General features: G+C 71.8%; 18 protein-coding genes. 9 read left to right on the plus strand and 9 right to left on the minus strand.

Features of this window, described 5'->3' with window-relative positions; all coding sequences use genetic code 11:
* Nucleotides 1-150 precede the first annotated feature (150 nt).
* Nucleotides 151-612 carry a GNAT family N-acetyltransferase gene (locus AB0I89_RS15625; RefSeq protein ID WP_357126291.1) on the plus strand — a complete coding sequence of 154 codons (462 nt, stop codon included), beginning with the start codon at nt 151-153 and terminating at the stop codon, nt 610-612.
* On the opposite strand, the gene AB0I89_RS15630 is transcribed toward AB0I89_RS15625, so the two are convergent.
* Nucleotides 601-2,298: a GMC family oxidoreductase gene (locus AB0I89_RS15630; protein ID WP_357126295.1), complete on the minus strand. Its 1,698-nt coding sequence runs from the start codon at nt 2,296-2,298 to the stop codon at nt 601-603. The two genes, AB0I89_RS15625 and AB0I89_RS15630, sit on opposite strands and share 12 nt — an antisense overlap.
* A 146-nt stretch (nt 2,299-2,444) precedes the next feature.
* Here AB0I89_RS15630 and AB0I89_RS15635 point away from each other — a divergent pair, with 146 nt between their 5' ends.
* Nucleotides 2,445-3,563: an LCP family protein gene (locus AB0I89_RS15635; protein WP_357126298.1), complete on the plus strand. Its 1,119-nt coding sequence runs from the start codon at nt 2,445-2,447 to the stop codon at nt 3,561-3,563.
* 48 nt (nt 3,564-3,611) lie between these two features.
* On the opposite strand, the gene AB0I89_RS15640 is transcribed toward AB0I89_RS15635, so the two are convergent.
* From AB0I89_RS15640 to guaB, 4 genes are all read right to left on the minus strand, one after another.
* Nucleotides 3,612-5,072, minus strand: coding sequence for a M1 family metallopeptidase (locus AB0I89_RS15640; protein WP_357126301.1), 1,461 nt, complete (start codon nt 5,070-5,072; stop codon nt 3,612-3,614).
* A gap of 108 nt (nt 5,073-5,180) precedes the next feature.
* Nucleotides 5,181-6,602 carry a M1 family metallopeptidase gene (locus tag AB0I89_RS15645; protein ID WP_357126304.1) on the minus strand — a complete coding sequence of 474 codons (1,422 nt, stop codon included), beginning with the start codon at nt 6,600-6,602 and terminating at the stop codon, nt 5,181-5,183.
* A gap of 151 nt (nt 6,603-6,753) precedes the next feature.
* A complete protein-coding gene (locus AB0I89_RS15650) occupies nt 6,754-7,872 on the minus strand; it encodes a GuaB3 family IMP dehydrogenase-related protein (protein WP_357126307.1) in 1,119 nt (372 codons plus the stop codon).
* Between the two features lie 31 nt (nt 7,873-7,903).
* A complete protein-coding gene (guaB, locus tag AB0I89_RS15655; protein WP_357126310.1) occupies nt 7,904-9,466 on the minus strand; it encodes an IMP dehydrogenase in 1,563 nt (520 codons plus the stop codon).
* Between the two features lie 186 nt (nt 9,467-9,652).
* Between guaB and AB0I89_RS15660 the strand changes: the two genes are divergently transcribed.
* A complete protein-coding gene (locus AB0I89_RS15660; RefSeq protein WP_357126313.1) occupies nt 9,653-10,075 on the plus strand; it encodes a DUF5319 domain-containing protein in 423 nt (140 codons plus the stop codon).
* A 197-nt stretch (nt 10,076-10,272) separates the two neighbouring features.
* Here AB0I89_RS15660 and AB0I89_RS15665 read toward each other — a convergent pair whose 3' ends face one another.
* Nucleotides 10,273-11,091 carry a helix-turn-helix transcriptional regulator gene (locus tag AB0I89_RS15665; RefSeq protein WP_357126316.1) on the minus strand — a complete coding sequence of 273 codons (819 nt, stop codon included), beginning with the start codon at nt 11,089-11,091 and terminating at the stop codon, nt 10,273-10,275.
* 256 nt (nt 11,092-11,347) lie between these two features.
* On the opposite strand from AB0I89_RS15665, the gene AB0I89_RS15670 reads away from it, so the two are divergent.
* Nucleotides 11,348-11,731 carry a WhiB family transcriptional regulator gene (locus AB0I89_RS15670; protein WP_357126320.1) on the plus strand — a complete coding sequence of 128 codons (384 nt, stop codon included), beginning with the start codon at nt 11,348-11,350 and terminating at the stop codon, nt 11,729-11,731.
* Nucleotides 11,732-11,906: 175 nt separating this feature from the next.
* On the opposite strand, the gene AB0I89_RS15675 is transcribed toward AB0I89_RS15670, so the two are convergent.
* From AB0I89_RS15675 to groES, 3 genes are all read right to left on the minus strand, one after another.
* On the minus strand, nt 11,907-13,472 hold the full coding sequence (locus AB0I89_RS15675; RefSeq protein WP_357126323.1) for a molybdopterin-dependent oxidoreductase: 1,566 nt from the start codon (nt 13,470-13,472) through the stop codon (nt 11,907-11,909).
* Nucleotides 13,473-13,598: 126 nt separating this feature from the next.
* Nucleotides 13,599-15,242: a chaperonin GroEL gene (gene groL, locus AB0I89_RS15680; protein WP_357126326.1), complete on the minus strand. Its 1,644-nt coding sequence runs from the start codon at nt 15,240-15,242 to the stop codon at nt 13,599-13,601.
* Between the two features lie 70 nt (nt 15,243-15,312).
* Nucleotides 15,313-15,627, minus strand: a complete 315-nt coding sequence (gene groES / locus AB0I89_RS15685; protein ID WP_030330046.1) for a co-chaperone GroES — start codon at nt 15,625-15,627, stop codon at nt 15,313-15,315.
* Between the two features lie 258 nt (nt 15,628-15,885).
* Here groES and AB0I89_RS15690 point away from each other — a divergent pair, with 258 nt between their 5' ends.
* The 5 genes from AB0I89_RS15690 to AB0I89_RS15710 all read left to right on the plus strand — a co-directional run bounded on the left by AB0I89_RS15690 (nt 15,886) and on the right by AB0I89_RS15710 (nt 21,013).
* Nucleotides 15,886-17,067, plus strand: coding sequence for a methyltransferase domain-containing protein (locus AB0I89_RS15690; protein WP_357126329.1), 1,182 nt, complete (start codon nt 15,886-15,888; stop codon nt 17,065-17,067).
* A 9-nt stretch (nt 17,068-17,076) separates the two neighbouring features.
* Nucleotides 17,077-17,556, plus strand: coding sequence for a Cys-tRNA(Pro) deacylase (ybaK, locus tag AB0I89_RS15695; RefSeq protein WP_357126332.1), 480 nt, complete (start codon nt 17,077-17,079; stop codon nt 17,554-17,556).
* A gap of 177 nt (nt 17,557-17,733) precedes the next feature.
* Entirely contained in the window at nt 17,734-18,822 is a 1,089-nt protein-coding gene (locus tag AB0I89_RS15700; RefSeq protein ID WP_357126335.1) for a substrate-binding domain-containing protein, read from the plus strand.
* Nucleotides 18,823-18,935: 113 nt separating this feature from the next.
* On the plus strand, nt 18,936-19,754 hold the full coding sequence (locus AB0I89_RS15705; RefSeq protein ID WP_357126338.1) for an ATP-binding cassette domain-containing protein: 819 nt from the start codon (nt 18,936-18,938) through the stop codon (nt 19,752-19,754).
* Nucleotides 19,751-21,013, plus strand: coding sequence for an ABC transporter permease (locus tag AB0I89_RS15710; protein WP_357126342.1), 1,263 nt, complete (start codon nt 19,751-19,753; stop codon nt 21,011-21,013). Before AB0I89_RS15705 ends, AB0I89_RS15710 begins: the two co-directional genes overlap by 4 nt.
* Nucleotides 21,014-21,020: the final 7 nt, after the last annotated feature.

Below are 21,020 nucleotides of genomic sequence, written 5' to 3' on the forward strand. Positions count from 1 at the left end.
CACCCCCGGCCCGACCCGCGCCCCACGCACTCGGCGCGGCGGCCGCACCGTCGGCGGTATGCCCCGTGATGTCCGGCGGGGTGGCGACGGCGTCCCGCGTCCCGATACGGTGCGCGACGATCCCCGTGCGGACCGGACGGAGGCGTGCCGATGACCGAGCTGACCATCCGAGCGTTCCGCCCCGAGGACGGCGAGGCGCTGTCGGCCCTGGTCGTCCGCTGCCTGCGGGAGGTGAACAGCCGTGACTACCCGGCCGAGCTGATCGACCGGATGTGCGACCACTTCACCGCCGACCGGTTCCGCGACCTCAGTGCCGAGCGGCGGATCTACGTCGCCGAGCAGGACGGACGCCCGGTCGGCACGGTGTCCCGCGACGGCAACAAGGTCTACACCATGTTCGTCGACCCGGACGCGCACGGCCGCGGCGTCGGCCGCCGGTTGATGCGGCACGTCGAGGAGCTGGCCCGGGCCGAGGGGCACGCGTTCATGGAAACGGGCGCCAGCCACACCGGGCACGGGTTCTACCACCGGCTCGGCTACACCGACGTCCGCGTCAGCGACACCGTGTTCGGCGTCAACCACATCCTCCGCCGGCCCCTGTCAGGGGCGTAGGGCGGCCGGGGCGTCCGCGGGCACGGCCGGCGTGCGCGGGGGTACGGCCGGCAGCCGTCGGTACGGATCTCCGAGTGGGGGCCGGGGGTCCTCGTCGCCCCGGTTGGGCCAGAAGGACATCGCCCGCTCCGCCTGCGCGGTGATCGTCAGCGACGGGTTGACCCCGAGGTTGGCGGAGACGGCCGCGCCGTCGACCACGTGCAGGCCCGGATGGCCGTACACGCGGTGCCAGGGGTCGACCACCCCGTCGGCCGGGGTGGCGCCGATCACCGCCCCGCCCAGGATGTGCGCGGTGACCGGGATGTCGAACGGCTCGGTGAGCGAGCCGCCGGGCGTACCGCCGATCTCCTCGGCGAGCAGTCGGGTGGCGGTGTTGCCGGCCGGGATCCACGTCGGGCTCGGGGTACCGTGCCCCGGCCCCGCGACCAGGCGGCGGCCCCACGGACCGCGCCGCCAGCGGGTGGTCAACGAGTTGTCCACCGACTGCATCACCAGGGCGATCACCGTCCGCTCCGACCAGCCGCGCACGGTCAGCATCCGCGCGGCCAGGCGCGGCTGCCGGACGATGCTGCCCAGCCAGCGCCGGACCCGGTGCGGCCCGCCGTCGACCAGCAGCGACTGGAGCAGGCCCATGGCGTTCGAGCCGCGGCCGTAGCGGACCGGTTCGATATGGGTCTGCGGATCGGGGTGGAACGAACTGGTGATCGCCACCCCCTCGGTGAAGTCGGTCCGCTCCCGTCGGGCCCGTCGCCGGGGGATCGACGCGCCGAGGATCGCCTCGGAGTTGGTCCGGGTCAACGCGCCCAGCCGGTCCGACAGGCGCGGCAACGCCCCGGTGGCCTTCATCTCGTGCAGCAGCCGCTGCGTGCCGAGCGCCCCGGCCGCGAAGACCACCTGGTCGGCGTGGATGACCTGCCGCCGTCGGCGCAACCACGCCCCGGTGCGCTCGGTGTGCACCTCGTACCCGCCACCGGCGGCCGGCCGGACGGCCGTCACCGTGGTCAGCGGGTGCACGGTGGCGCCCAGCCGCTCGGCGAGCCAGAGGTAGTTCTTGGCCAACGTGTTCTTGGCGCCGTGCCGGCAGCCGGTCATGCACGAGCCGCAGTGCAGACAGCCGGTGCGCTGCGGGCCGACGCCACCGAAGTAGGGGTCGGCGACGCGTTCACCCGGACGACCGATGTGCACGCCGACCGGGGTGGCGTGGAAGGTGTGCCCCACCCCCATCCGGTCGGCCACCGCCCGCATGGCGCGGTCCGCGCCCGTGTGGACGGGGTACGTGGTGACGCCGAGCATCCGCTTCGCCTGGTCGTAGTGGCGGGCCAACTCGTCTCGCCAGTCCGTGACGTCGCGCCACTGTGGATCGCGGTAGAAGGCGTCGAGCGGCTCGTAGAGGGTGTTCGCGTAGACCAGTGACCCGCCGCCCACCCCCGCTCCGGAGAGCACCAGCACGCCGCCGCCGGACCGGCCGGCGGCCGAGCGGAGCAGGGTGAGCCGCTGGATGCCGTAGCAGCCCAGCTTCGGCGCCCAGAGGAACCGGCGCAGACGCCACGACGTCTGCGGGAACTCGTCGTCGGCGAAGCGGCGGCCCGCCTCGACGACACCGACCGAATAGCCCTTCTCCGCCAGCCGCAGGGCGGTGACGCCGCCGCCGAAGCCGGACCCGATGACGACCACGTCGTACCGCATGGACGCATCATTACTCGCGAGTAGCGCTCGCGCCAGCGCCCGTTTTCGCGCGATCATGCACCGGCCGACCGACCCGTCGCCTCCCGGCCGCAACCCGGAGCACCCGTCGGAGCGTTGTTCCGGATACGGGTGGAAGGAAGCACACGATGATCCTGGGGTCGATGGAGCCGCGCCGACGCTGGCTGCTGCTCGGGCTGGCGGCGCTCGCCGTCGTGGCGTTGGTCGTCGGCGGAGCGACGGTGATCATGCGGCTGAGCGGCGACGACAAGCCCGCCAGCACCCCGCTGGCCGGCTCGCCGAGCCCGTCGCCGGCCGCCCCACCCACCCCGAGCCCGACCGGCCCGCCGCCGGGCGCGAACATCAGCGGCCCGTTGACGCTGCTGCTGGTCGGCGTGGACACCCGGGTCAGCGTGCCGGGCTGGGAGCCGCACTCCGACGCCGTCCTGGTGCTGCACGTGCCGAAGGGCCTGGGCCGGGCGTACCTCTTCTCGCTCCCCCGCGACCTGCTGGTGGACATCCCGCCGTTCCCCAAGGCCGGCTACAAGGGCGGCAAGACCAAGCTCACCCACTCGATGAGCTTCGGCAGCCGGGTGCCGGGCAAGCCCAAGCAGCCGAGCACGGCCCAGGGGTACGAACTGCTGCGCAGCACGGTCAGCGGCTACACCGGGCTGCGGATCGACGCGGGCGCCGTGCTCACCTTCGGCGGGTTCGACAAGCTGGTGAACGCCCTCGGCGGGGTGGACATCTACGTCGACCAGCGGGTCGCGTCCCTGCACCGCAAGCCGGACGGCAAGTACCGGGACAGCGCCCCCGGCGGCTACACCGGCCCGCAGAAGGTCTACGAGAAGGGCGAACAGCACCTCAATGGCTGGCAGGCACTGGACTACGCCCGGCAGCGCTACATCACCGGCGGCGACTACGCCCGCCAGCGTCACCAGCAGCAACTCGTCAAGGCCCTGACCCGCAAGATCCTCGACGAGGGCCTGGCCCGGCAGCCCGAGCGGGTCGACCAGGTGGTCGCCGCCCTGGGCGACACCCTGGTGTACGTGGGCGGCGACCGGATCGTCGACCTGGCGTACGCCCTCAGCGGGGTGCCGGAGAACCAGTTCACCCTGGTCGGGCTGCCCGGCTCCGGCGTCGGCAAGGGCAGCGCCTACCGGGGCGAACAGCTCACCAGCGAGGGGCGGACGTTCATCACCGAACTCCGGGCCGGTCGCGCCGACGCGTACCTGAAGGCCCACCCCGAACTGGTGGTCAAGAACTGAGCCCGGCCCCCGCCCCTCCCGGTGGGGCGGGCGGGGGCGTGGGCGGGGTCAGAGCTTCTTGGGCTGGGCGGGCTTCTTGGTGCCGAAGAGCCACGCGTCGAAGAGCGCGTCGAGCTGCTTGCCGGAGATCCGCTCGGCGAGGGCCACGAACTCGGCGGTGGTGGCGACACCGTTGCGCTTCTCCGCCGCCCACGTCTTGACTATCTCGAAGAACGCCTTGTCACCGACGGCCACCCGCAGCGCGTGCAGGGTCATCCCGCCGCGCTGGTAGACCGACTCGCTGAACAGGTCCTTCACGCCCGGCTTGCCCGGCGGGGTCTTCCACACCGTGGCGGGCACCCGCTGGTACCGGATGTCGAAGGCCTGCTTGGCGGTGTACTCCTTGGTGTGCTCCGCCCACAGCCACTCCGCGTACGTCGCGAAGCCCTCGTTGAGCCAGATGTCCTCCCACTTGGCCAGCGCCACGCTGTCGCCGAACCACTGGTGGGCCAGCTCGTGGGCGACCACCTCGGTGTTCTCGCCCCGCCGGAAGAAGCCCGCCGAGTAGACCGGGCGGCTCTGCGTCTCCAGCGCGTACGCGATCCGGCTGTCCGAGACCACCACACCGCCGTACGCGTCGAACGGGTACGGCCCGAAGACCGTCTCCAGGTAGTCGGCCACCTTGACGGTCTTCGCGATCGACGCGTCGGAGGCGCCCTTGGCCACCTTGGTGGTGACCGCGCTGTACACCGGCTTGCCCTTGTGCTGGCCCGTGGTGATCCGGAACTTGCCGATCACCACGTTGCTCAGGTAGCTCGCCATCGGCGACTTCTCCGACCACTTCCAGGTGGTCCAGCCATCCGTGGTGGTGCTACCGCCCGGCACGCCGTTGCTGACCGCGGTGATGCCCTGCGGGACGGTGATCTCGAAGTCGTACGCCGCCTTGTCCGACGGATGGTCGTTGACCGGGAACCAGGTGCTCGCCGACTCGGGCTGACCCAGGGCGATGGCGCCGTCGGCGGTGTGCAGGAAACCGCCCTCGCCGAGCAGTTCGTTCTTCAGCGGCTTCGGCACACCCTCGTACGCGATCTCCACCACGAATCCGTTGCCCGTGATGAGGCCGGCCGCCGGCGTGATGACCAGCTCGTTCTTGTTCCGGGTGTGGGTGGCCGGCGCGGCGTCCACGGTGACCGTCGTGACCGTCAGGCCCGCCAGGTCGAGGTTGAAGGTCGACAGGTCCGCCGTCGCCGTGGCCTGCACGGTGGTCGTACCCGTCAACCGGTCCTTCGCCGGGTCGTAGCGCACCTTGACGGTGTACTTCCCGACGTCGTACCCGCCGTTGCCGTAGCTGGGGAAGTAGGCGTCGCCGACTCCGTCCGCACCGGGAGTGAAGGTCCGCGACGGCGTCGGGGACGCGCTCGGCGACGGCGGTGCCGCCTCCGGAGTGGACGAGTCGCATCCGGACAACACGAGCGCCCCGGTCACCAGCAGACCGACACCCGCCCGCAGCCTGTGCCGCGTACCCCGCATCACGAACCTCCCCGTACACCCGGTGCGGGAGGGCCGCGCCACCCCCGCGCGACCGGCGCTCCTGCCCGATCGCAGGCGGCAGCCTATCGATAGATGATCACGAGGCCGTCACGGCAGGGTCGGTGCCGCGCCGCCCACCAGCCAGGCGTCGAAGAGCGGCTGGAGCTGCCGGTCGGCCACCCGCTCGGCCAGCGCCACGAAGTCCGAGGTGGTGGCGGTGCCGGACGCCCGCTCCGACGTCCAGGTGCGCAGGATGCGGAAGAAGGTGTCGTCACCGACCGTCCGGCGCAGCGCGTGCACGGCGAGCGCGCCGCGCTTGTAGACGGCGGTGCCGAACATCCGCTCCCGGCCCGGCTCGACCGACGGCTCCGACCAGTCGGTCGACGCGTACTGCAGCTCGAAGTTGCGCTGCGCGGTCCGGCCGCCGTCGTGCTCCTCCCACAGCCACTCGGCGTAACTGGCGAAGCCCTCGTTGAGCCAGATGTCGCTCCACCTGCGCAGGGACACGCTGTCGCCGAACCACTGGTGGGCCAGCTCGTGCGCCACCACCCCGGGATTCGGGTGGTCGCCGGTGAAGAAGGCCGGCCCGTAGACCGGCCGGGACTGCGTCTCCAACGCGTACCCGATCCGCTCGTCGGCGACCACGATCCCGCCGTACGAGTCGAAGGGGTACGGACCGAAGCGGCTGGCCAGGAAGTCGACTATCTCCCCGGTGCGGGTCACCGAGCCGGCCGCGCCACCGTTCGCCGGCAGGCTCGCCGCGACCGCGGTGACCAGCGGCCTTCCGGCGTGGGCGCCGGAGACCACCCGGTAGTTCCCGATCACGAGGGTGCTCAGGTAGCTGGCCATCGGGGTGCGCTCCGACCAGCGCCAGGTCGTCCACCCGTCGGCGCTGCTCCGGGGGCCGGGCACCCCGTTGCTCAACGCGGACAGTCCGTCCGGGACGGTCACCGCGATGTCGTAGCTGGCCTTGTCCGACGGGTGGTCGTTGACCGGGAACCAGGTGGCCGCCGATTCGGGCTGCCCGAGCGCGATGGCCCCGTCGGCGGTGTGCAGGAAACCGCCGCTGCCGAGCACGCCGTCGTCGACGGGGGTGGGCACGCCCGCGTAGTCGACAGTCACCGTGAACGACCGACCGCGCGCGAGCCCGGCGCGTGGGGTCACCACCAGCTCGCCGTCGTCGCGTCGGTGCTGGGCGCGCTTGCCGGCGACGGTGACCCCGTCGACGTTCAGGCCGACCAGGTCCAGGTTGAACCGGGACAGCTTCTGGGTGGCGGTCGCCGTGATGGTGGCCCGACCGGTGAGCCGGTCCGTCCTCGGGTCGTAGCGGACGTCCAGCCCGTAGTGCGTGACGTCGTAGCCCCCGTTACCCCGGCCCGGCACGTACGGGTCACCGGCGTCCACCGCACCGGGCCGGAAGCCGTCGTCGTCGCCCGTGCAGCCGGCCGTGGTCAGCACGACGGCGCAGCTCAGAGCCGTGAGAGTGGCGACCAGCCGACGGCGCGGCGGCGTCAGTCCGCTCCGGACCATGCACCACTCCTTCCGCGCCACCCGGGGTCAGGACCGAGCGTAGCCACCGACCCGCCGACGGATGCCCGAATCGACGGCGAGGGCGTCGACGGTGACGGCGAAGGGCCGGCCCCGCCCGGTGGCGGAGCCGGCCCTTCGGCGACGCGAGCGATCAGCGGTCGAGGACCAGCCCGACCTTCTGGAACTCCTTGAGGTCGCGGTAGCCGCACTTGGCCATGGCCCGACGCAGCCCACCGAACAGGTTGAGCTGGCCGTCCGCCTCGTCCGCCGGCCCGAAGAGCAGCTGCTCCATTGAGCCGATCGGGTCACCGGACACCTCGAAGGCGCCCCGGGGCAGCGACGGGTGGCTGGCCGCCGAGTGCCACCAGGCGCCACCGGCGGGGGCCTCGTCGCAGAGCGACAGCGGCTCACCGAGCATCACCGCGTCGGCGCCGCAGCCGAGCGCCTTGGCGATGTCACCGGAGGTCTGGATGTCACCATCGGCGATCAGGTGCACGTACCGGCCACCGGTCTCGTCCAGGTAGTCACGACGGGCCGCCGCGGCGTCCGCGATGGCGGTGGCCATCGGCACCCGGATGCCCAGCACCGACTCGGTCGTCGACCACTCGTCGCCGCCGATACCCACGATCACGCCGGCCGCGCCGGTCCGCATCAGGTGCAGCGCCGTCTTGTAGTCCGTGCAGCCGCCGACGATCACCGGCAGGTCGAGGTCGGCGATGAACTCCTTGAGGTTCAGCGGCTCGTCGGTCGTCGACACGTGCTCGGCCGAGACGATGGTGCCCTGGATGACCAGGATGTCCACCCCGGCGTCCAGGATCACCGGCGCCAGCGCGAGGGTGTGCTGCGGGGAGACCCGCACCGCCACCGTGCCGCCGCCGGCACGCAGCTCGCGCACCCGCTCGGCGATCAGGTCGGGACGGATCGGCTCCGCGTAGACCTCCTGGAGTCGCTTGGTGGCACGGGCGTCCTCGTCCAGGCCGGCCAGCTCGTCCAGCACCTTCGTCGGGTTTTCGTAGCGGGTCCACAGACCCTCGACGTTGAGCACGCCGAGACCGCCGAGCTGGCCCAACCGGACCGCCGACGACGGACTCATCGTGGCGTCCGAGGGGTGCCCGACACAGGGGATGCCGAACGGGTACGCGTCGAGCTGCCACGCGGTCGAGACGTCGTCGACGTCCCGGGTCCGGCGGCTCGGCACGATGGCGATGTCGTCCAGGTGGTAGCCGCGCTGCGCGGTCTTGCCCAGCCCGATCTCGACCACGTCACGCATGGGGGACTCCAGGTGGTTGGGGGTGGTGGGGTCAGCGGGAGTGGTAGTTGGGCGCCTCGACGGTCATCTGGATGTCGTGCGGGTGGCTCTCCTTGAGCCCGGCCGCGGTGATCCGGATCAGCTGGCCGCGCCGGTGCAGCTCGGGGATGCTCTCCGCGCCGACGTACCCCATGGCGGCCCGCAGCCCGCCGATGAGCTGGTGGGCGACCGCGGACAGCGGGCCCCGGTAGGGCACCTGGCCCTCGACGCCCTCGGGGACCAGCTTGTCCTCGGCGAGAACGTCCTGCTGGAAGTACCGGTCCTTGGAGTACGACTTGGCCTGCCCCCGGGACTGCATCGCGCCGAGCGAGCCCATCCCGCGGTACGCCTTGTACTGCTTGCCGTTGATGAAGATCAGCTCGCCGGGGCTCTCCTCGCAGCCGGCCAGCAGGCTGCCGAGCATCACCGTGTCCGCGCCGGCGACCAGGGCCTTGGCGATGTCGCCCGAGTACTGGATGCCACCGTCACCGATCACCGGCACGCCGGCCGGGCGGGCGGCACGGGCCGCCTCCATGATCGCGGTGATCTGCGGGACGCCAACGCCGGCGACGATCCGGGTGGTGCAGATCGCGCCCGGGCCCACACCCACCTTGATGCCGTCGGCGCCGGCCTCGACCAGCGCCCTCGCGCCGGCGTACGTGGCCACGTTGCCGCCCACGATGTCGATCGTCACGTCCTTCTTGAGCCGGCGGACCATGTCCAGCACGGCCCGCTGGTGCCCGTGCGCCGTGTCCACGATCAGCACGTCGACACCGGCGTCGACCAGCGTGCGCGCCCGCTTGTACGCGTCCTCGCCCACACCCACGGCGGCGGCCACCCGCAGCCGGCCGGCGTCGTCCTTGGTGGCGTTCGGGTACTGCTCGCTCTTGGTGAAGTCCTTCACCGTGATCAGGCCGCGCAGCCGGCCGGAGTCGTCCACGATCGGCAGCTTCTCGACCTTGTGCTGGCGCAGCAGCGCCAGCGCGTCGTCCTTGCTCACCCCGACCCGGGCGGTGACCAGCGGAGTCCGGGTCATGATCTCGCGGACCGGGGTGTCCGGCTCGGTGACGAAGCGCATGTCGCGGTTGGTCACGATGCCGACCAACTGGCCGTTGCCGTCCACCACCGGAACGCCGGAGATGCGGTACCGCCCGCACAGCTCGTCGACCTCGCGCAGCGTGTCGTCCGGGCTGGCGGTCACCGGGTTGGTGATCATGCCGGACTCGGAGCGCTTCACCAGGTCGACCTGGAGCGCCTGGTCCTCCAGGGACAGGTTGCGGTGCAGCACGCCGATGCCACCCTGGCGGGCCATGGCGATCGCCATCCGCGCCTCGGTGACCGTGTCCATGGCGCTGGAGAGCAGCGGGACGGTCAGTTCGACGTTGCGGGTGAGCTTCGTCCGGGTGTTGACCCGGCTGGGCACCACGTCCGACTCGCCCGGCTGGAGCAGCACGTCGTCGAAGGTGAGCCCGAGCGGAACGACCCGGGCCGAGCCGGCGGGCAGCTCGGGCAGGTGGCCGCCCAGGTCGGCGTGCTCGACGCCGGCCGGAAGATCGGTGCTGGGCGAATTTTCCACGATTGCTCCCCTGAGCTGCTCGGATGGGCTTCAGCGAGGTGGCGCGGGCGGGCACCGGAACACGCCACGGTGCCGGCACGTCGTCCCATCGTACCCAGTGACCTGCGCGACCTGGATCGGCGGCGGTTGCCTCGGCGCGGTGCCCGGGGGCGGACGTTCCCGCCGCGTTGGGTCTACGGTGAGGGGGTGCACGACGAGCCCATCGACCCGTTCAACGGCGACCCGGCCGACCCGACCGCGGGGCTGGACGATCCGGGCGACGACGCGACGCCGGATCCACTGACCGACGTCGAGCGACAGGACGTGCTGGAGGACCTCGCCGATCTGGAGATCTACCAGGCCCTGCTGGCGCCCATCGGGGTGCGCGGGCTGGTCATCGAATGCGAGGACTGCCGGGAGCCGCACTACTTCGACTGGGACCTGCTGCGGGGCAACCTGCGGCACCTGCTCAACTCGGGGCGGCCCCGCGTGCACGAGCCGGCGTACGACCCGGATCCGGACCACTACGTGACCTGGGACTACGCCCGTGGGTACGCCGACGGGGTGCACGACACCCTGACCGAGGGCACCGAGGACGAGCCGGACCCGGGCGCCGCCCCCACCGACTGAGGTTCCGCCGGCCCCGGGCGCTCCCGGAGACCGCTCAAGATCGTGCTGGAACAAGGAAGTAGTGGCCCCGCCGCGCCGGGAGGCCACTACTTTCCGGTTCGAGCACGATCTTGAGCGGGTCGCGGCGGGCTGCGGCGGGTCGCGGCGGGCTGCGGCGGGCTGCGGCGGGCTGCGGCGGGCTGCGGCGGGCTGCGGCGTCAGGAGACCAGGCCGGCCCGGAAGCCGGCGGCGACCGCGTGGGCGCGGTCCCGGGCGCCGAGCTTGCGGAACAGCCGGCGCGCGTGTGTCTTGACGGTGTCCTCCGAGACGAACAGTTCCCGGCCGATCTCCGCGTTGCTCTTGCCCTCGGCCATGCCCAGCAGCACCTGGAGTTCCCGTTCGGTGAGCCCGATCGACGACCGGCCGCCACGAACGCCCGCGCCGGGCCGGATGGCGTCGGACTGCCCGGTGGCGGTCCCGTCGGTCGCCGCCTCGACCTCGTCGTCGCCCCGCTGCACGGGTACCGAGGCGACGCCCGCCGGCCCGTCGCCGGTCGCGGCGGTCCAGCCGGGCTCTGCGGCGCCGCGTACCGACGGAGTGGAACGGGCCGAGCCGCCGACCGCCGCCGCATCCCGCGCCGGGTCGGTGACCCGCTGCCGGGAGGCCCGGCCGGGCGCGGTCAACAGGAGCAGGGCCTTCGCCACCGCGCTGGTGAGGTCGTGGTCGGCGTTCTGGATCAGCCCACGGGCGCCGGCGCTGATGGTGGCGGCCGCCGCCTCGGATTCCTCGGCGCCGAGCAGCACGACCGCGGCCTGCGGCGCGCGGGCCAGCACCCGACGGACGAAGCCCGCGCTGTCCGGCCGGGTGAGGGCCGTGTCGGCCAGAACCACGTCGGCCGGTCGTTCGGCCAGTCGCAGCATCACCTCGGGATCGGAGACGGCGGTACGAACGATCGCGGACAGACCCAGCCGCGCGGCAGCAGAAGTGAGGTGCTGAGCCGCGAGCGGTGTCCGAACGCACACAAGAACGGTACGCACTGTGATGGTCTCCTCTCCGCACACGAGCAGACCATGACGAGGTCGGCTGGGGAGGAGGTTCCCGGCAATCATCTGAACTTTTCCGACAGATGGGGCAAAAGCCGCAAGTTGTCGGGGGTTTTCGATCACAGAAGTGTGAGCCGGCAACGACCCGGGTACCGGGGGGTCCAGGCCGGGAACGGTGCGCCTGCGCGGCCCGCCGCCCGGAAGCCGGCCACAAGCATTCTCGCGGTGCCGCGCGGGAGGAGGGGTGCTGATGTCGAACGTACGTAGACTGCCCGGACCCATCGTCGACCTCTGGGACTGGCAGCGGCTCGGTGCCTGCCGGGGCCGGGACAGCGCGCAGTTCTTCCACCCGGACGGGGAGCGCGGATCCTCGCGGCTGCGGCGGGAGTCCTCGGCCAAGTCGGTCTGCCGCGCCTGCCCGGTCCGCGCCGAGTGCGCCGCACACGCGCTGTCGGTCCGCGAGCCGTACGGCGTGTGGGGCGGCTTCAGCGAGTCGGAGCGGCTGCGCCTGCTCGCCGTCGGCTGGGAGGACCTGGCGGACCGCCGGCAGATCCGGGTCGACGTGGCCCGCCTGGAGGCGCGCCTGGGTCGCCCGCACAAGTCGACGGTCCCCGCCCAGCGCAACGTCGCCTGACCCCACACACCACCCCGACACCGCGAACCGCGCCCCCGCCCAGCGGGAGCGCGGTTCCCGCGTACCCACCCCACCCAACCCCGACCCCGGTGATCATGAAGTTGTTGCCCCCGACACGCCGTCAGGGTGGCAACAACCTCATGATCACCGGGCCGAGGGGTGGGGGTGGGTGGGGTTAGTGGACGTTTACCGGGACGGTGTGCCAGCCGGTGGCGCCGTCGGGGGCGACGCTCTGGGTGCGCTCGGTCTGGGTCTCGCCGGTCGCGTCCGTGGCCCGGACCTGAAGGCGGTGCTCGCCCGGCGTGGCGTCCCAGCGCCAGGACCACTGGACCCAGGTGTCCACCGACACCGTCGGGGCCAGCGCCGCCTCCTGCCAGGGGCCGTCGTCGACGCGTACCTCGACCCGGCTGATGCCCCGGTGCTGCGCCCAGGCCACGCCGGCCACCGTCACCGGGCCGGCGGTCAGCTTGTTGCGCCGTCGTGGCGCGTCGATCCGCGACTGGGTCTTGATCGGCCCCTGGGCCGACCAACCGCGTGGCACCCAGTACGCGTCGAAGTCGGCGAAGCGCGTCAACTCCAGCTCGGTCACCCACTTGCAGGCCGACACGTAGCCGTAGAGACCGGGCACCACCATCCGCACCGGGAAGCCGTGCTGGACCGGCAGCGGTTCGCCGTTCATGCCGATCGCCAGCAGCGCGTCCCGCCCGTCGCGCAGGGCGGCGGTGGGGGTGCCGCAGGTCCAGCCGTCGACCGACCGGCCGACGACCTGGTCGGCGTCCTCGTCCGGCTGGGCCTCGTCCAGCAGTTCCCGCAGCGGTACGCCGAGCCAGCGCGCGTTGCCGATCAGGTCCCCGCCGACCTCGTTGGAGACGCAGGCCAGCGTGACGTACCGCTCGACCAGCGGCCGGGCCAGCAGGTCCGCGTAGCTGTAGGTGCGCTCGGTACCCACCCGGCCGTGAATGCGCAGCCGCCAGGTGTCCGGGTTCACCTGCGGCACCACCAGGGCGGTGTCGATCCGGTAGAACCCGGAGTTCGGGGTGACGTACGGCGCGAGCTGAGCCAGGGACAGGTCCGCTCCCGCGGGCCCGGCCGGCGCGGGGACGGCCGGGGCGGGGAGCCGGATCGCGTCCCGGGCGGCCGAGACGCCCCGCCGCCCGGCCAGCCAACGGCCGCCGAGACCGGCCACGGCCGCCGTACCGAGCAGCACTCCGGTGCCGGTGAGGAACCGTCGGCGCGACTCCGGGTCGACACCCTCGACCGGCGCGGCCGGCGTCACCGGCGTGGGTGGGTCCCACGGCCAGGGTTCCAGCTCGAACGGGCCGGCGATGAACAGCCAGAGCACCAGGGCGCCGAGCCCGCCGCCGACCAGCGACGGCAGCGCGTCGAAGACGTCCGCGCCGGGGCGGGTCAGCGCGGCGGCCACACCGACGGCGCCGAACGCCGCGATACCGGCCAGGCCCAGGGCCAGCCGCCGGATCGCCAGCATTCCGAACAGGGCCGCGAACCCACCCAGCAGCAGGGCCGTTCCGGTCAGCAGGGCGATCTTGTCGGCGGTGCCGAAGACGTCGATGGCGAACTGCTTGAGCGGCTCGGGAACGGCGTCGACGACCACCCCGCCGACCGCGACCAGTGGCGCCGACCGGGGGCCGGTCAGCACCGCCACCGGCTCCGCGGTGCCGATCGCGACGGCGGCGGCGGTGACTCCGGCCAGCGCGGCGTACCGCCGCGACGTCGTGCTCATCGGCCCAGTGTGCGCGATCATCTCGGCCGATCGCCAACGACGTCATCGCTTGGTAATGCTCGCCCGGACGAAACCGGGGCACACCGCCGTACGGCGGTGTGCCCCGGAACGGGTGTCGCTACCGGGTCAGAAGCCCGGGCCGTGCTGGTGGCCGTGGCCGTGGCCGTGCCCGCCACCGGCGGCGGCCGGCTCGGGCTGCTCCGGCTTCTCCACCACGAGGCTCTCCGTGGTGAGTAGCAGGCCGGCGATCGACGCGGCGTTGGTGACGGCGTTGCGGGTCACCTTCACCGGGTCGATGATGCCGGACTTGACCAGGTCGCCGTACTCGCCGGTGGCCGCGTCGAGGCCGTTGCCCCACTGCATGCCGGCGACCTTCTGGGTCACGACGTAGCCGTCGTGGCCGGCGTTCTGCGCGATCCAGCGCAGCGGCTCGACCAGCGCCTTGCGCACGATCGAGACGCCGACCTTCTCCTCGCCGGTGAAGCCCAGGTCGTCGTCGAGCACGGGGAGGATCTGCACCAGGGCGGCGCCGCCGCCGGGCACGGTGCCCTCCTCGACCGCGGCCTTGGTCGCCGCGATGGCGTCCTCGATGCGGTGCTTGCGCTCCTTCATCTCGACCTCGGTCGCCGCACCCACCTTGATCACGGCGATGCCGCCGGAGAGCTTGGCCAGCCGCTCGGCCAGCTTCTCCCGGTCCCAGTCGGAGTCGGAGGCCTCGATCTCCTTGCGGATCTGGGCCACCCGGTCGTCGACCTCGGTCTTCTGGCCGCCGCCGTCGACGATCGTGGTGTTCTCCTTGTCGACCACGACGCGCCGGGCGGTGCCGAGCACCTCCAGGCCGACCTGGTCGAGCTTGTAGCCCAGCTCCGGGGCGACCAGCTCGGCGCCCGTGGAGATCGCGATGTCCTGGAGCATGGCCTTGCGCCGGTCGCCGAAGCCCGGGGCCTTGACCGCGCAGACCTTGAGGGTCTTGCGCAGCGAGTTGACCACCAGGGTGGAGAGCGCCTGGCCGTCCACGTCCTCGGCGATGATCAGCAGGGGCTTGCTGTTCTGCAGGACCTTCTCCAGCAGCGGCAGCAGCTCCTCGATCGCCGAGATCTTCTGGGTGGTGACCAGGATGTACGCGTCCTCGAGGACGGACTCCTGACCCTCCAGGTCGGTGACGAAGTTCGGCGAGATGAAGCCCTTGTCGAACTGGAGACCCTCGGTCACGTCCAGCTCGGTGGTGAGCATCGAGCCCTCCTCGACGGTGATGACACCGTCGCGGCCGACCCGCTCCATCGCCTCGGCGATCAGCTCGCCGATGGTGGCGTCCTGCGCGGAGATCGTCGCCACGTTCGCGATCGACTCCTTGCCGGCGACCTCGACGGCCTTGCCGAGCAGCGCCTCGGAGACCTTGGCGGCCGCCGCGTCGATGCCCCGCTTGAGGCCGGCCGGGTTGGTCCCGGCGGTCACGTTGCGCAGGCCCTCACGGACCATCGCCTGCGCCAGCACGGTCGCGGTGGTGGTCCCGTCGCCGGCGACGTCGTTGGTCTTGGTCGCCACCTCCTTGACCAGCTGCGCGCCGAGGTTCTCGTAGGGGTTGGTGAGCTCGATCTCCTTCGCGATGGTCACGCCATCGTTGGTGATCGTCGGCGCACCGAACTTCTTGTCCAGGACGACGTTGCGCCCGCGCGGGCCGAGGGTGACCTTGACCGCGTCAGCGAGGGCGTTGACACCGTGCTCCAGCAGGTGTCGGGCGTCGTCCGAGAAGCTGAGGATCTTCGCCATGAATGTCCCTTCGAAGCGCCGCTGCCCCGGCCCGGCGAGCCGGACCGGGGCAGCGACACTGATCGGTTGCTTACTTCTCGATGACCGCGAGGACGTCGCGGGCGGAGAGCACCAGGTACTCCTCGCCGGCGTACTTGACCTCGGTGCCGCCGTACTTCGAGTAGAGGACGGTGTCGCCGACCTGCACGTCAACCGGAACCCGGTTGCCGTTGTCGTCGACGCGCCCCGGACCGACAGCGAGGACGGTGCCCTCCTGCGGCTTCTCCTTGGCGGTGTCGGGGATCACGATGCCCGACGCCGTGGTGGTCTCAGCCTCGTTCGCCTGGACCACGATGCGGTCCTCGAGCGGCTTGATCGCAACCTTGGTCGCGGTAGTCACGGGCATACCCTCCTGGGGTACTGGTTTCGTTGCCGGCCAGCGGGGCTGACCAGCGTCAATCTGCCTCATGCCACCGGGCGGGGCCGTCGTCGCGGGTGCCGGTCCGCCTGGCGTGCGCACCCGGGTCGCGAGACCCGGAAGCTGGCACCCTCAGGGTGAGAGTGCTAATCGCAGGTTATTCCGTGGCTAGCACTCCGTCAAGGAGAGTGCCAGCGCGTCGCGCCCCGCCAGCGGTATTTTCCCCTCGGTCGGGAGAATGGGCAGGTGGATCTCGATCAGTTGGCGGCACTGCGTACCCCCGAGGGGTCGGCCGCCCTCACGGCGGCGGCCGAGCTGGCCGGCGGCGATCCACTGGCCGCGGCGTCGGCGCTCCGCGCGGCCGGGGTGCCGCCGACGCTGGCGGCGGCGGCCCTCACCCAGGCCGAGCTGCGCCACCGGGCGGTGGGCAAGTTCGGCCCGGCCGCCGCCGGGATGTTCCTCACCCGCCCCGGCCTGGAACAGGCCACCCGCCGGGTGGTCGCCGACCGGCGGGCCGCCCGGCTGCGCGCGGCCGGCGTGCGCACCCTGGCCGATCTCGGGTGCGGCCTCGGCGCGGACGCGCTGGCCGCCGCCCGTGCCGGCATCCGGGTGTACGGGGTCGAGGCCGACCCGGTGACCGCGGCGATGGCCGCCGCCAACGCCGCCGCCGCCGGGCTGGCCGACCTGTTCACGGTCGAGTGCGGCGACGCGACCGCGTTCGACGTGTCGCGGGTGGACGGCGTCTTCTGCGACCCGGCCCGACGGGCCACCGGCACCGGCCGACGGATCTTCGACCCGCGCGCCTACTCGCCGCCCTGGGACTTCGTCACCGGCCTCGCCGAGCGGGTGCCCCGCACGGTGGTGAAGGTGGCGCCGGGCCTGGATCACGCGCTCATCCCGGCCGGCGCGGAGGCGGAGTGGGTCGGCGTGGACGGCGACCTGGTCGAGGCGGCGCTCTGGTGCGGCGAACTGGCCGAGGTGCCCCGCCGCGCCAGCGTGTACCGGAGGGAGATCCACCAGCTCACCGGCTCGGGCGACACGGAGGCGCCGGTCGGACCCCCGCGCCGCTACCTGTACGACCCGGACCCGGCGGTGGTCCGGGCGCACCTCGTCGCCGAGCTGGCCGCGGAGCTGGACGCCACCCTTGCCGACCCGAGCATCGCGTACCTCTACGCCGACCAGCCGACCCGCACCCCGTACGCGCGCTGTCTGGAGATCACCGACGTGCTGCCGTTCTCGCTCAAGCGCCTGCGGGCATTGCTGCGCGAGCGTCGGGTGGGTCGGGTGGAGATCCTCAAGCGGGGTTCGGCGCTGACGCCGGAGCAGTTGCGGCGGGACCTGCGCCTGGCCGGCGACCAGGCGGCGAGCCTGGTGCTGACCCGGGTCGCCGGAGCGCCGACCGTGCTGATCGGCCGGCCGGTGGATTAGGTTCGGGGCGTGGCGGGACAGGGCACTCCGGCAACGGCACTACTGGCCAAGCGCGGGATCGCGCACCGCACCCACCCGTACCGGGTGGCACCCGACGCTCCGAACTACGGCGCCCTGGTGGCGGCGGCCCTCGGCGTGGCGCCGGAGCGGGTGTTCAAGTCGCTGGTGACCGAGGTGGACGGCGTCCTCACCGTGGCGGTCGTACCGGTGACCGGTGAGCTGGACCTCAAGGCGCTCGCGGCGGCGGTCGGCGGCAAGCGGGCGGCGCTCGCCGAGCGGACGGTCGCCGAGCGGGCCACCGGCTACGTGCGAGGCGGGATCAGCCCACTCGGGCAGCGTCGACGACTGCCCACCGTGCTCGACGACTCCGCGCTGAACCTGCCGACGATCTACGTCTCCGCTGGTCGGCGCGGGCTGCAACTCGAACTGGCGGCGGTGGACCTGGTGGCGCTCACCGGGGCCCACAGCGCGCCGTTGCAGGCGCGCTGACCTGTCGTTACATCGCCCTTTTCGGGGGATGTTCGGCGAGTAACAGTCGCGTTGCTGAATTGTTATCGCTTCCAACAAACTTGGGACCTGCGTGGTCTTGTGGTGCCAGTGTGACGCGGAATACGTTGCCGGACACAACAAAACAACACCTCCCCCACCTCCGAAAGGACCCTGCACATGCGTAAGGGGATCCTCACCATCGCCGCCGTGGGCCTGCTCGCGACCGGCGGTTTGACCGCCTGCGGCGACGACTCCGGCAACGGCTCGGCCGACTCCAAGAAGACTCCCAAGATCGGCGTGATCCTTCCGGACAGCAAGTCCTCCCCCCGCTGGGAGACGGCGGACCGTCGCTTCCTGGAGGAGGCGTTCAAGGCCGCCGGCGTCCAGTCCGACATCCAGAACGCCCAGAACGACAAGGCCGCCTTCCAGACGATCGCCGACCAGATGATCACCGGCGGCGTCACCGCCCTGATGATCGTCAACCTGGACTCCGGCACCGGCAAGGCCGTGCTCGACAAGGCCAAGTCGCAGGGCGTCGCCACCATCGACTACGACCGGCTCACCCTGGGCGGCTCGGCCCAGTACTACGTCAGCTTCGACAACGAGGTCGTCGGCAAGCTCCAGGGCGAGGGCCTGTCGAAGTGCCTGACCGAGAAGGGCGCCAAGAACCCTGTCGTGTCGTACCTGAACGGCTCGCCCACCGACAACAACGCCACCCTGTTCAAGGCCGGCTACGACTCGGTGCTCAAGCCGAAGTTCGACTCCAAGGAATACACCAAGGGCCCGGACGACGCCGTGCCGGGCTGGGACGGCCCTACCGCCGCGACCATCTTCGAGCAGCAGCTCACCGCGACCAAGGGCAAGATCGACGGCGTGCTGGCCGCCAACGACACTCTCGGCAACGCCGCCATCTCGATCCTGAAGAAGAACAAGATCAACGGCAAGGTGCCGGTGACCGGGCAGGACGCCAGCGTGGAGGGCCTGCAGAACATCCTCGCCGGTGACCAGTGCATGACCGTCTACAAGGCAGTCCGGGAAGAGGCCAAGGCCGCCGCGGACCTGGCCATCGCGCTGGCCAAGGGCGAGAAGAAGGACACCGGCCAGTCGGTGAAGGACGGTGACCGCGACGTCCCCTCGGTGCTGCTCACCCCGAAGGCCATCTACAAGGACAACGTCAAGGACGTCATCGCCGACGGCTACGCGACCAAGGAGCAGGTCTGCACCGCGGCGTACGCCAAGTTCTGCGCCGAAGCCGGCATCAGCTGACCGACGCCGCAGTACCCGCCGGGACGACCATCGCCGCCCGGCACGGGAGCACCCTCCCGTGCCGGGCGGCGCCCGCCGGACGGGCCCCGACCCTCCCTTAAGAAGGAGACCCCGTGTCCGCGACTCCCCTGCTGGAACTCCGCGGGATCGACAAGAGCTTCGGTCCCGTCCAGGTGCTCCGCGACGTCGCCCTGAGCGTCCACCCGGGCGAAGTGACCGCACTTGTCGGCGACAACGGCGCCGGCAAGTCGACCCTGGTGAAGTGCATCAGCGGCATCTACCCCACCGACGCCGGTGAGGTCCTGTTCAACGGCGAACAGGTGCACATCGGCAGTCCCCGCGACGCCGCAACGCTCGGCATCGAGGTCGTCTACCAGGACCTCGCGCTCTGCGACAACCTGGACATCGTGCAGAACATGTTCCTCGGCCGGGAGAAGCACAGCGGCATCGTCCTGGACGAGCCGACCATGGAACAGCTCGCCGCCGAGACCCTGGCGGGGCTCTCCATCCGCACCGTCACCTCGCTTCGCCAGCACGTCTCCAGCCTCTCCGGCGGTCAGCGCCAGACCGTGGCCATCGCCAAGGCGGTGCTCTGGAACAGCAAGCTCGTCATCCTGGACGAGCCGACCGCAGCCCTGGGCGTGGCACAGACCGCCCAGGTCCTCGAACTCGTCCGCCGCCTCGCCGACAACGGCCTGGCCGTGGTGCTCATCTCGCACAACATGAACGACGTCTTCGCCGTCTCCGACCGGATCGCCGCGCTGTACCTCGGCCAGATGGTCGCCCAGGTAAAGACCACCGACATCACTCACGCCCAGGTGGTTGAGTTGATCACCGCCGGGCGCTCGGGCGGCCTCGGCCTCGCCACCGACCCGGGCGGCAACGGCGACGGCCCGCAGCCGGCCGACTCGATCTCAGGAGGCGTCCGATGACCACCACCGCCGTGCGCAAGGACGGCCCGGCGGCCGTCACACCGCCGCCGACCGTCGGGAGCCACGTCCGCAACTACGTGAGCCGGGTACGCGGTGGCGACGTCGGCGCGCTACCAGCCGTGCTCGGCCTGATCGTGCTCTGCACCGTCTTCGCGGTCATGCGGCCGTCGTCGTTCCTGTCGGCCGGCAACTTCGCCAACCTCTTCACCCAGGGCGCGGCGGTCACGCTGATCGCGATGGGCCTGGTCTTCGTGCTGCTGCTCGGCGAGATCGACCTCTCCGCCGGCTTCGCCAGCGGTGTCTGCGCGGCGGTACTGGCAAACGTGGTCACCGTGCTCGGCTACCCCTGGTGGGTCGCCGTCCTCGCCGCGATCGCCACCGGTGTCATCATCGGCACCACGCTCGGCATGCTCGTCGCGAAGATCGGCATTCCGTCCTTCGTGGTCACTCTCGCCGGCTTCCTCGCCTTCCAGGGCGTCGTGTTGCTGCTCGTGCAGGAGGGCACCAACATCTCCGTCCGCGACGAGGTGCTGGTCGCCATCGCCAACCGCAACCTCGCCCCCGCGCTGGGCTGGGCGCTGACCGCCGTCGCCGTCGTCGGCTACGCGGCGGTGCAACTGCTACGCCACCGCAACCGGGCGACCCGCGGCCTGATCACCGACCCGATCGCGGTGGTGGCGCTGCGGATCGGCGGGCTCGCCGTCATCCTCGGCACCGCCGTGTACGTGCTCAACCTGGAGCGCAGCCGCAACGTCCTCATCGTCTCGCTCAAGGGTGTGCCGATCGTGGTGCCGATCATCGCGGTGCTGCTGGTCATCTGGACCTTCGTGCTCCAACGCACCAGCTACGGCCGGCACATCTACGCCGTCGGCGGCAACCGGGAAGCGGCCCGCCGGGCCGGCATCGGAGTCGACCGGATCCGGATCTCCGTCTTCGTGATCTGCTCGTCCATGGCCGCCGTCGGTGGCATCGTGGCCGCCAGCCGGGCCAACTCGGTCGACCCGAACACGGGGGGCAGTAACGTACTGCTCTACGCGGTCGGCGCGGCGGTGATCGGCGGCACCAGCCTCTTCGGCGGCAAGGGCCGGGTATTCGATGCCGTGCTGGGAGGCGCGGTGGTCGCGGTCATCGAAAACGGAATGGGCCTGATGGGGTACAGCGCGGGAGTCAAGTACGTGGTGACCGGCGTCGTGCTGCTGCTCGCCGCCAGCGTCGACGCCCTCTCCCGCCGCCGCGCGGCAGCCACCGGCTCCCGCTGACCGCGCG

The organism is Micromonospora sp. NPDC049801 (genome assembly GCF_040656575.1).
Taxonomy (GTDB): Bacteria; Actinomycetota; Actinomycetes; order Mycobacteriales; family Micromonosporaceae; genus Micromonospora.

Bases quoted from the DNA above. Each gene is read 5' to 3' on its own strand.
- AB0I89_RS15625 (WP_357126291.1), top strand. From the start codon at position 151: ATGACCGAGCTGACCATCCGAGCGTTCCGCCCCGAGGACGGCGAGGCG.
- AB0I89_RS15630 (WP_357126295.1), bottom strand. From the start codon at position 2,298: ATGCGGTACGACGTGGTCGTCATCGGGTCCGGCTTCGGCGGCGGCGTC.
- AB0I89_RS15635 (WP_357126298.1), top strand. From the start codon at position 2,445: ATGATCCTGGGGTCGATGGAGCCGCGCCGACGCTGGCTGCTGCTCGGG.
- AB0I89_RS15640 (WP_357126301.1), bottom strand. From the start codon at position 5,072: ATGCGGGGTACGCGGCACAGGCTGCGGGCGGGTGTCGGTCTGCTGGTG.
- AB0I89_RS15645 (WP_357126304.1), bottom strand. From the start codon at position 6,602: ATGGTCCGGAGCGGACTGACGCCGCCGCGCCGTCGGCTGGTCGCCACT.
- AB0I89_RS15650 (WP_357126307.1), bottom strand. From the start codon at position 7,872: ATGCGTGACGTGGTCGAGATCGGGCTGGGCAAGACCGCGCAGCGCGGC.
- AB0I89_RS15670 (WP_357126320.1), top strand. From the start codon at position 11,348: ATGTCGAACGTACGTAGACTGCCCGGACCCATCGTCGACCTCTGGGAC.
- AB0I89_RS15675 (WP_357126323.1), bottom strand. From the start codon at position 13,472: ATGAGCACGACGTCGCGGCGGTACGCCGCGCTGGCCGGAGTCACCGCC.
- groL (WP_357126326.1), bottom strand. From the start codon at position 15,242: ATGGCGAAGATCCTCAGCTTCTCGGACGACGCCCGACACCTGCTGGAG.
- groES (WP_030330046.1), bottom strand. From the start codon at position 15,627: ATGCCCGTGACTACCGCGACCAAGGTTGCGATCAAGCCGCTCGAGGAC.
- AB0I89_RS15700 (WP_357126335.1), top strand. From the start codon at position 17,734: ATGCGTAAGGGGATCCTCACCATCGCCGCCGTGGGCCTGCTCGCGACC.
- AB0I89_RS15710 (WP_357126342.1), top strand. From the start codon at position 19,751: ATGACCACCACCGCCGTGCGCAAGGACGGCCCGGCGGCCGTCACACCG.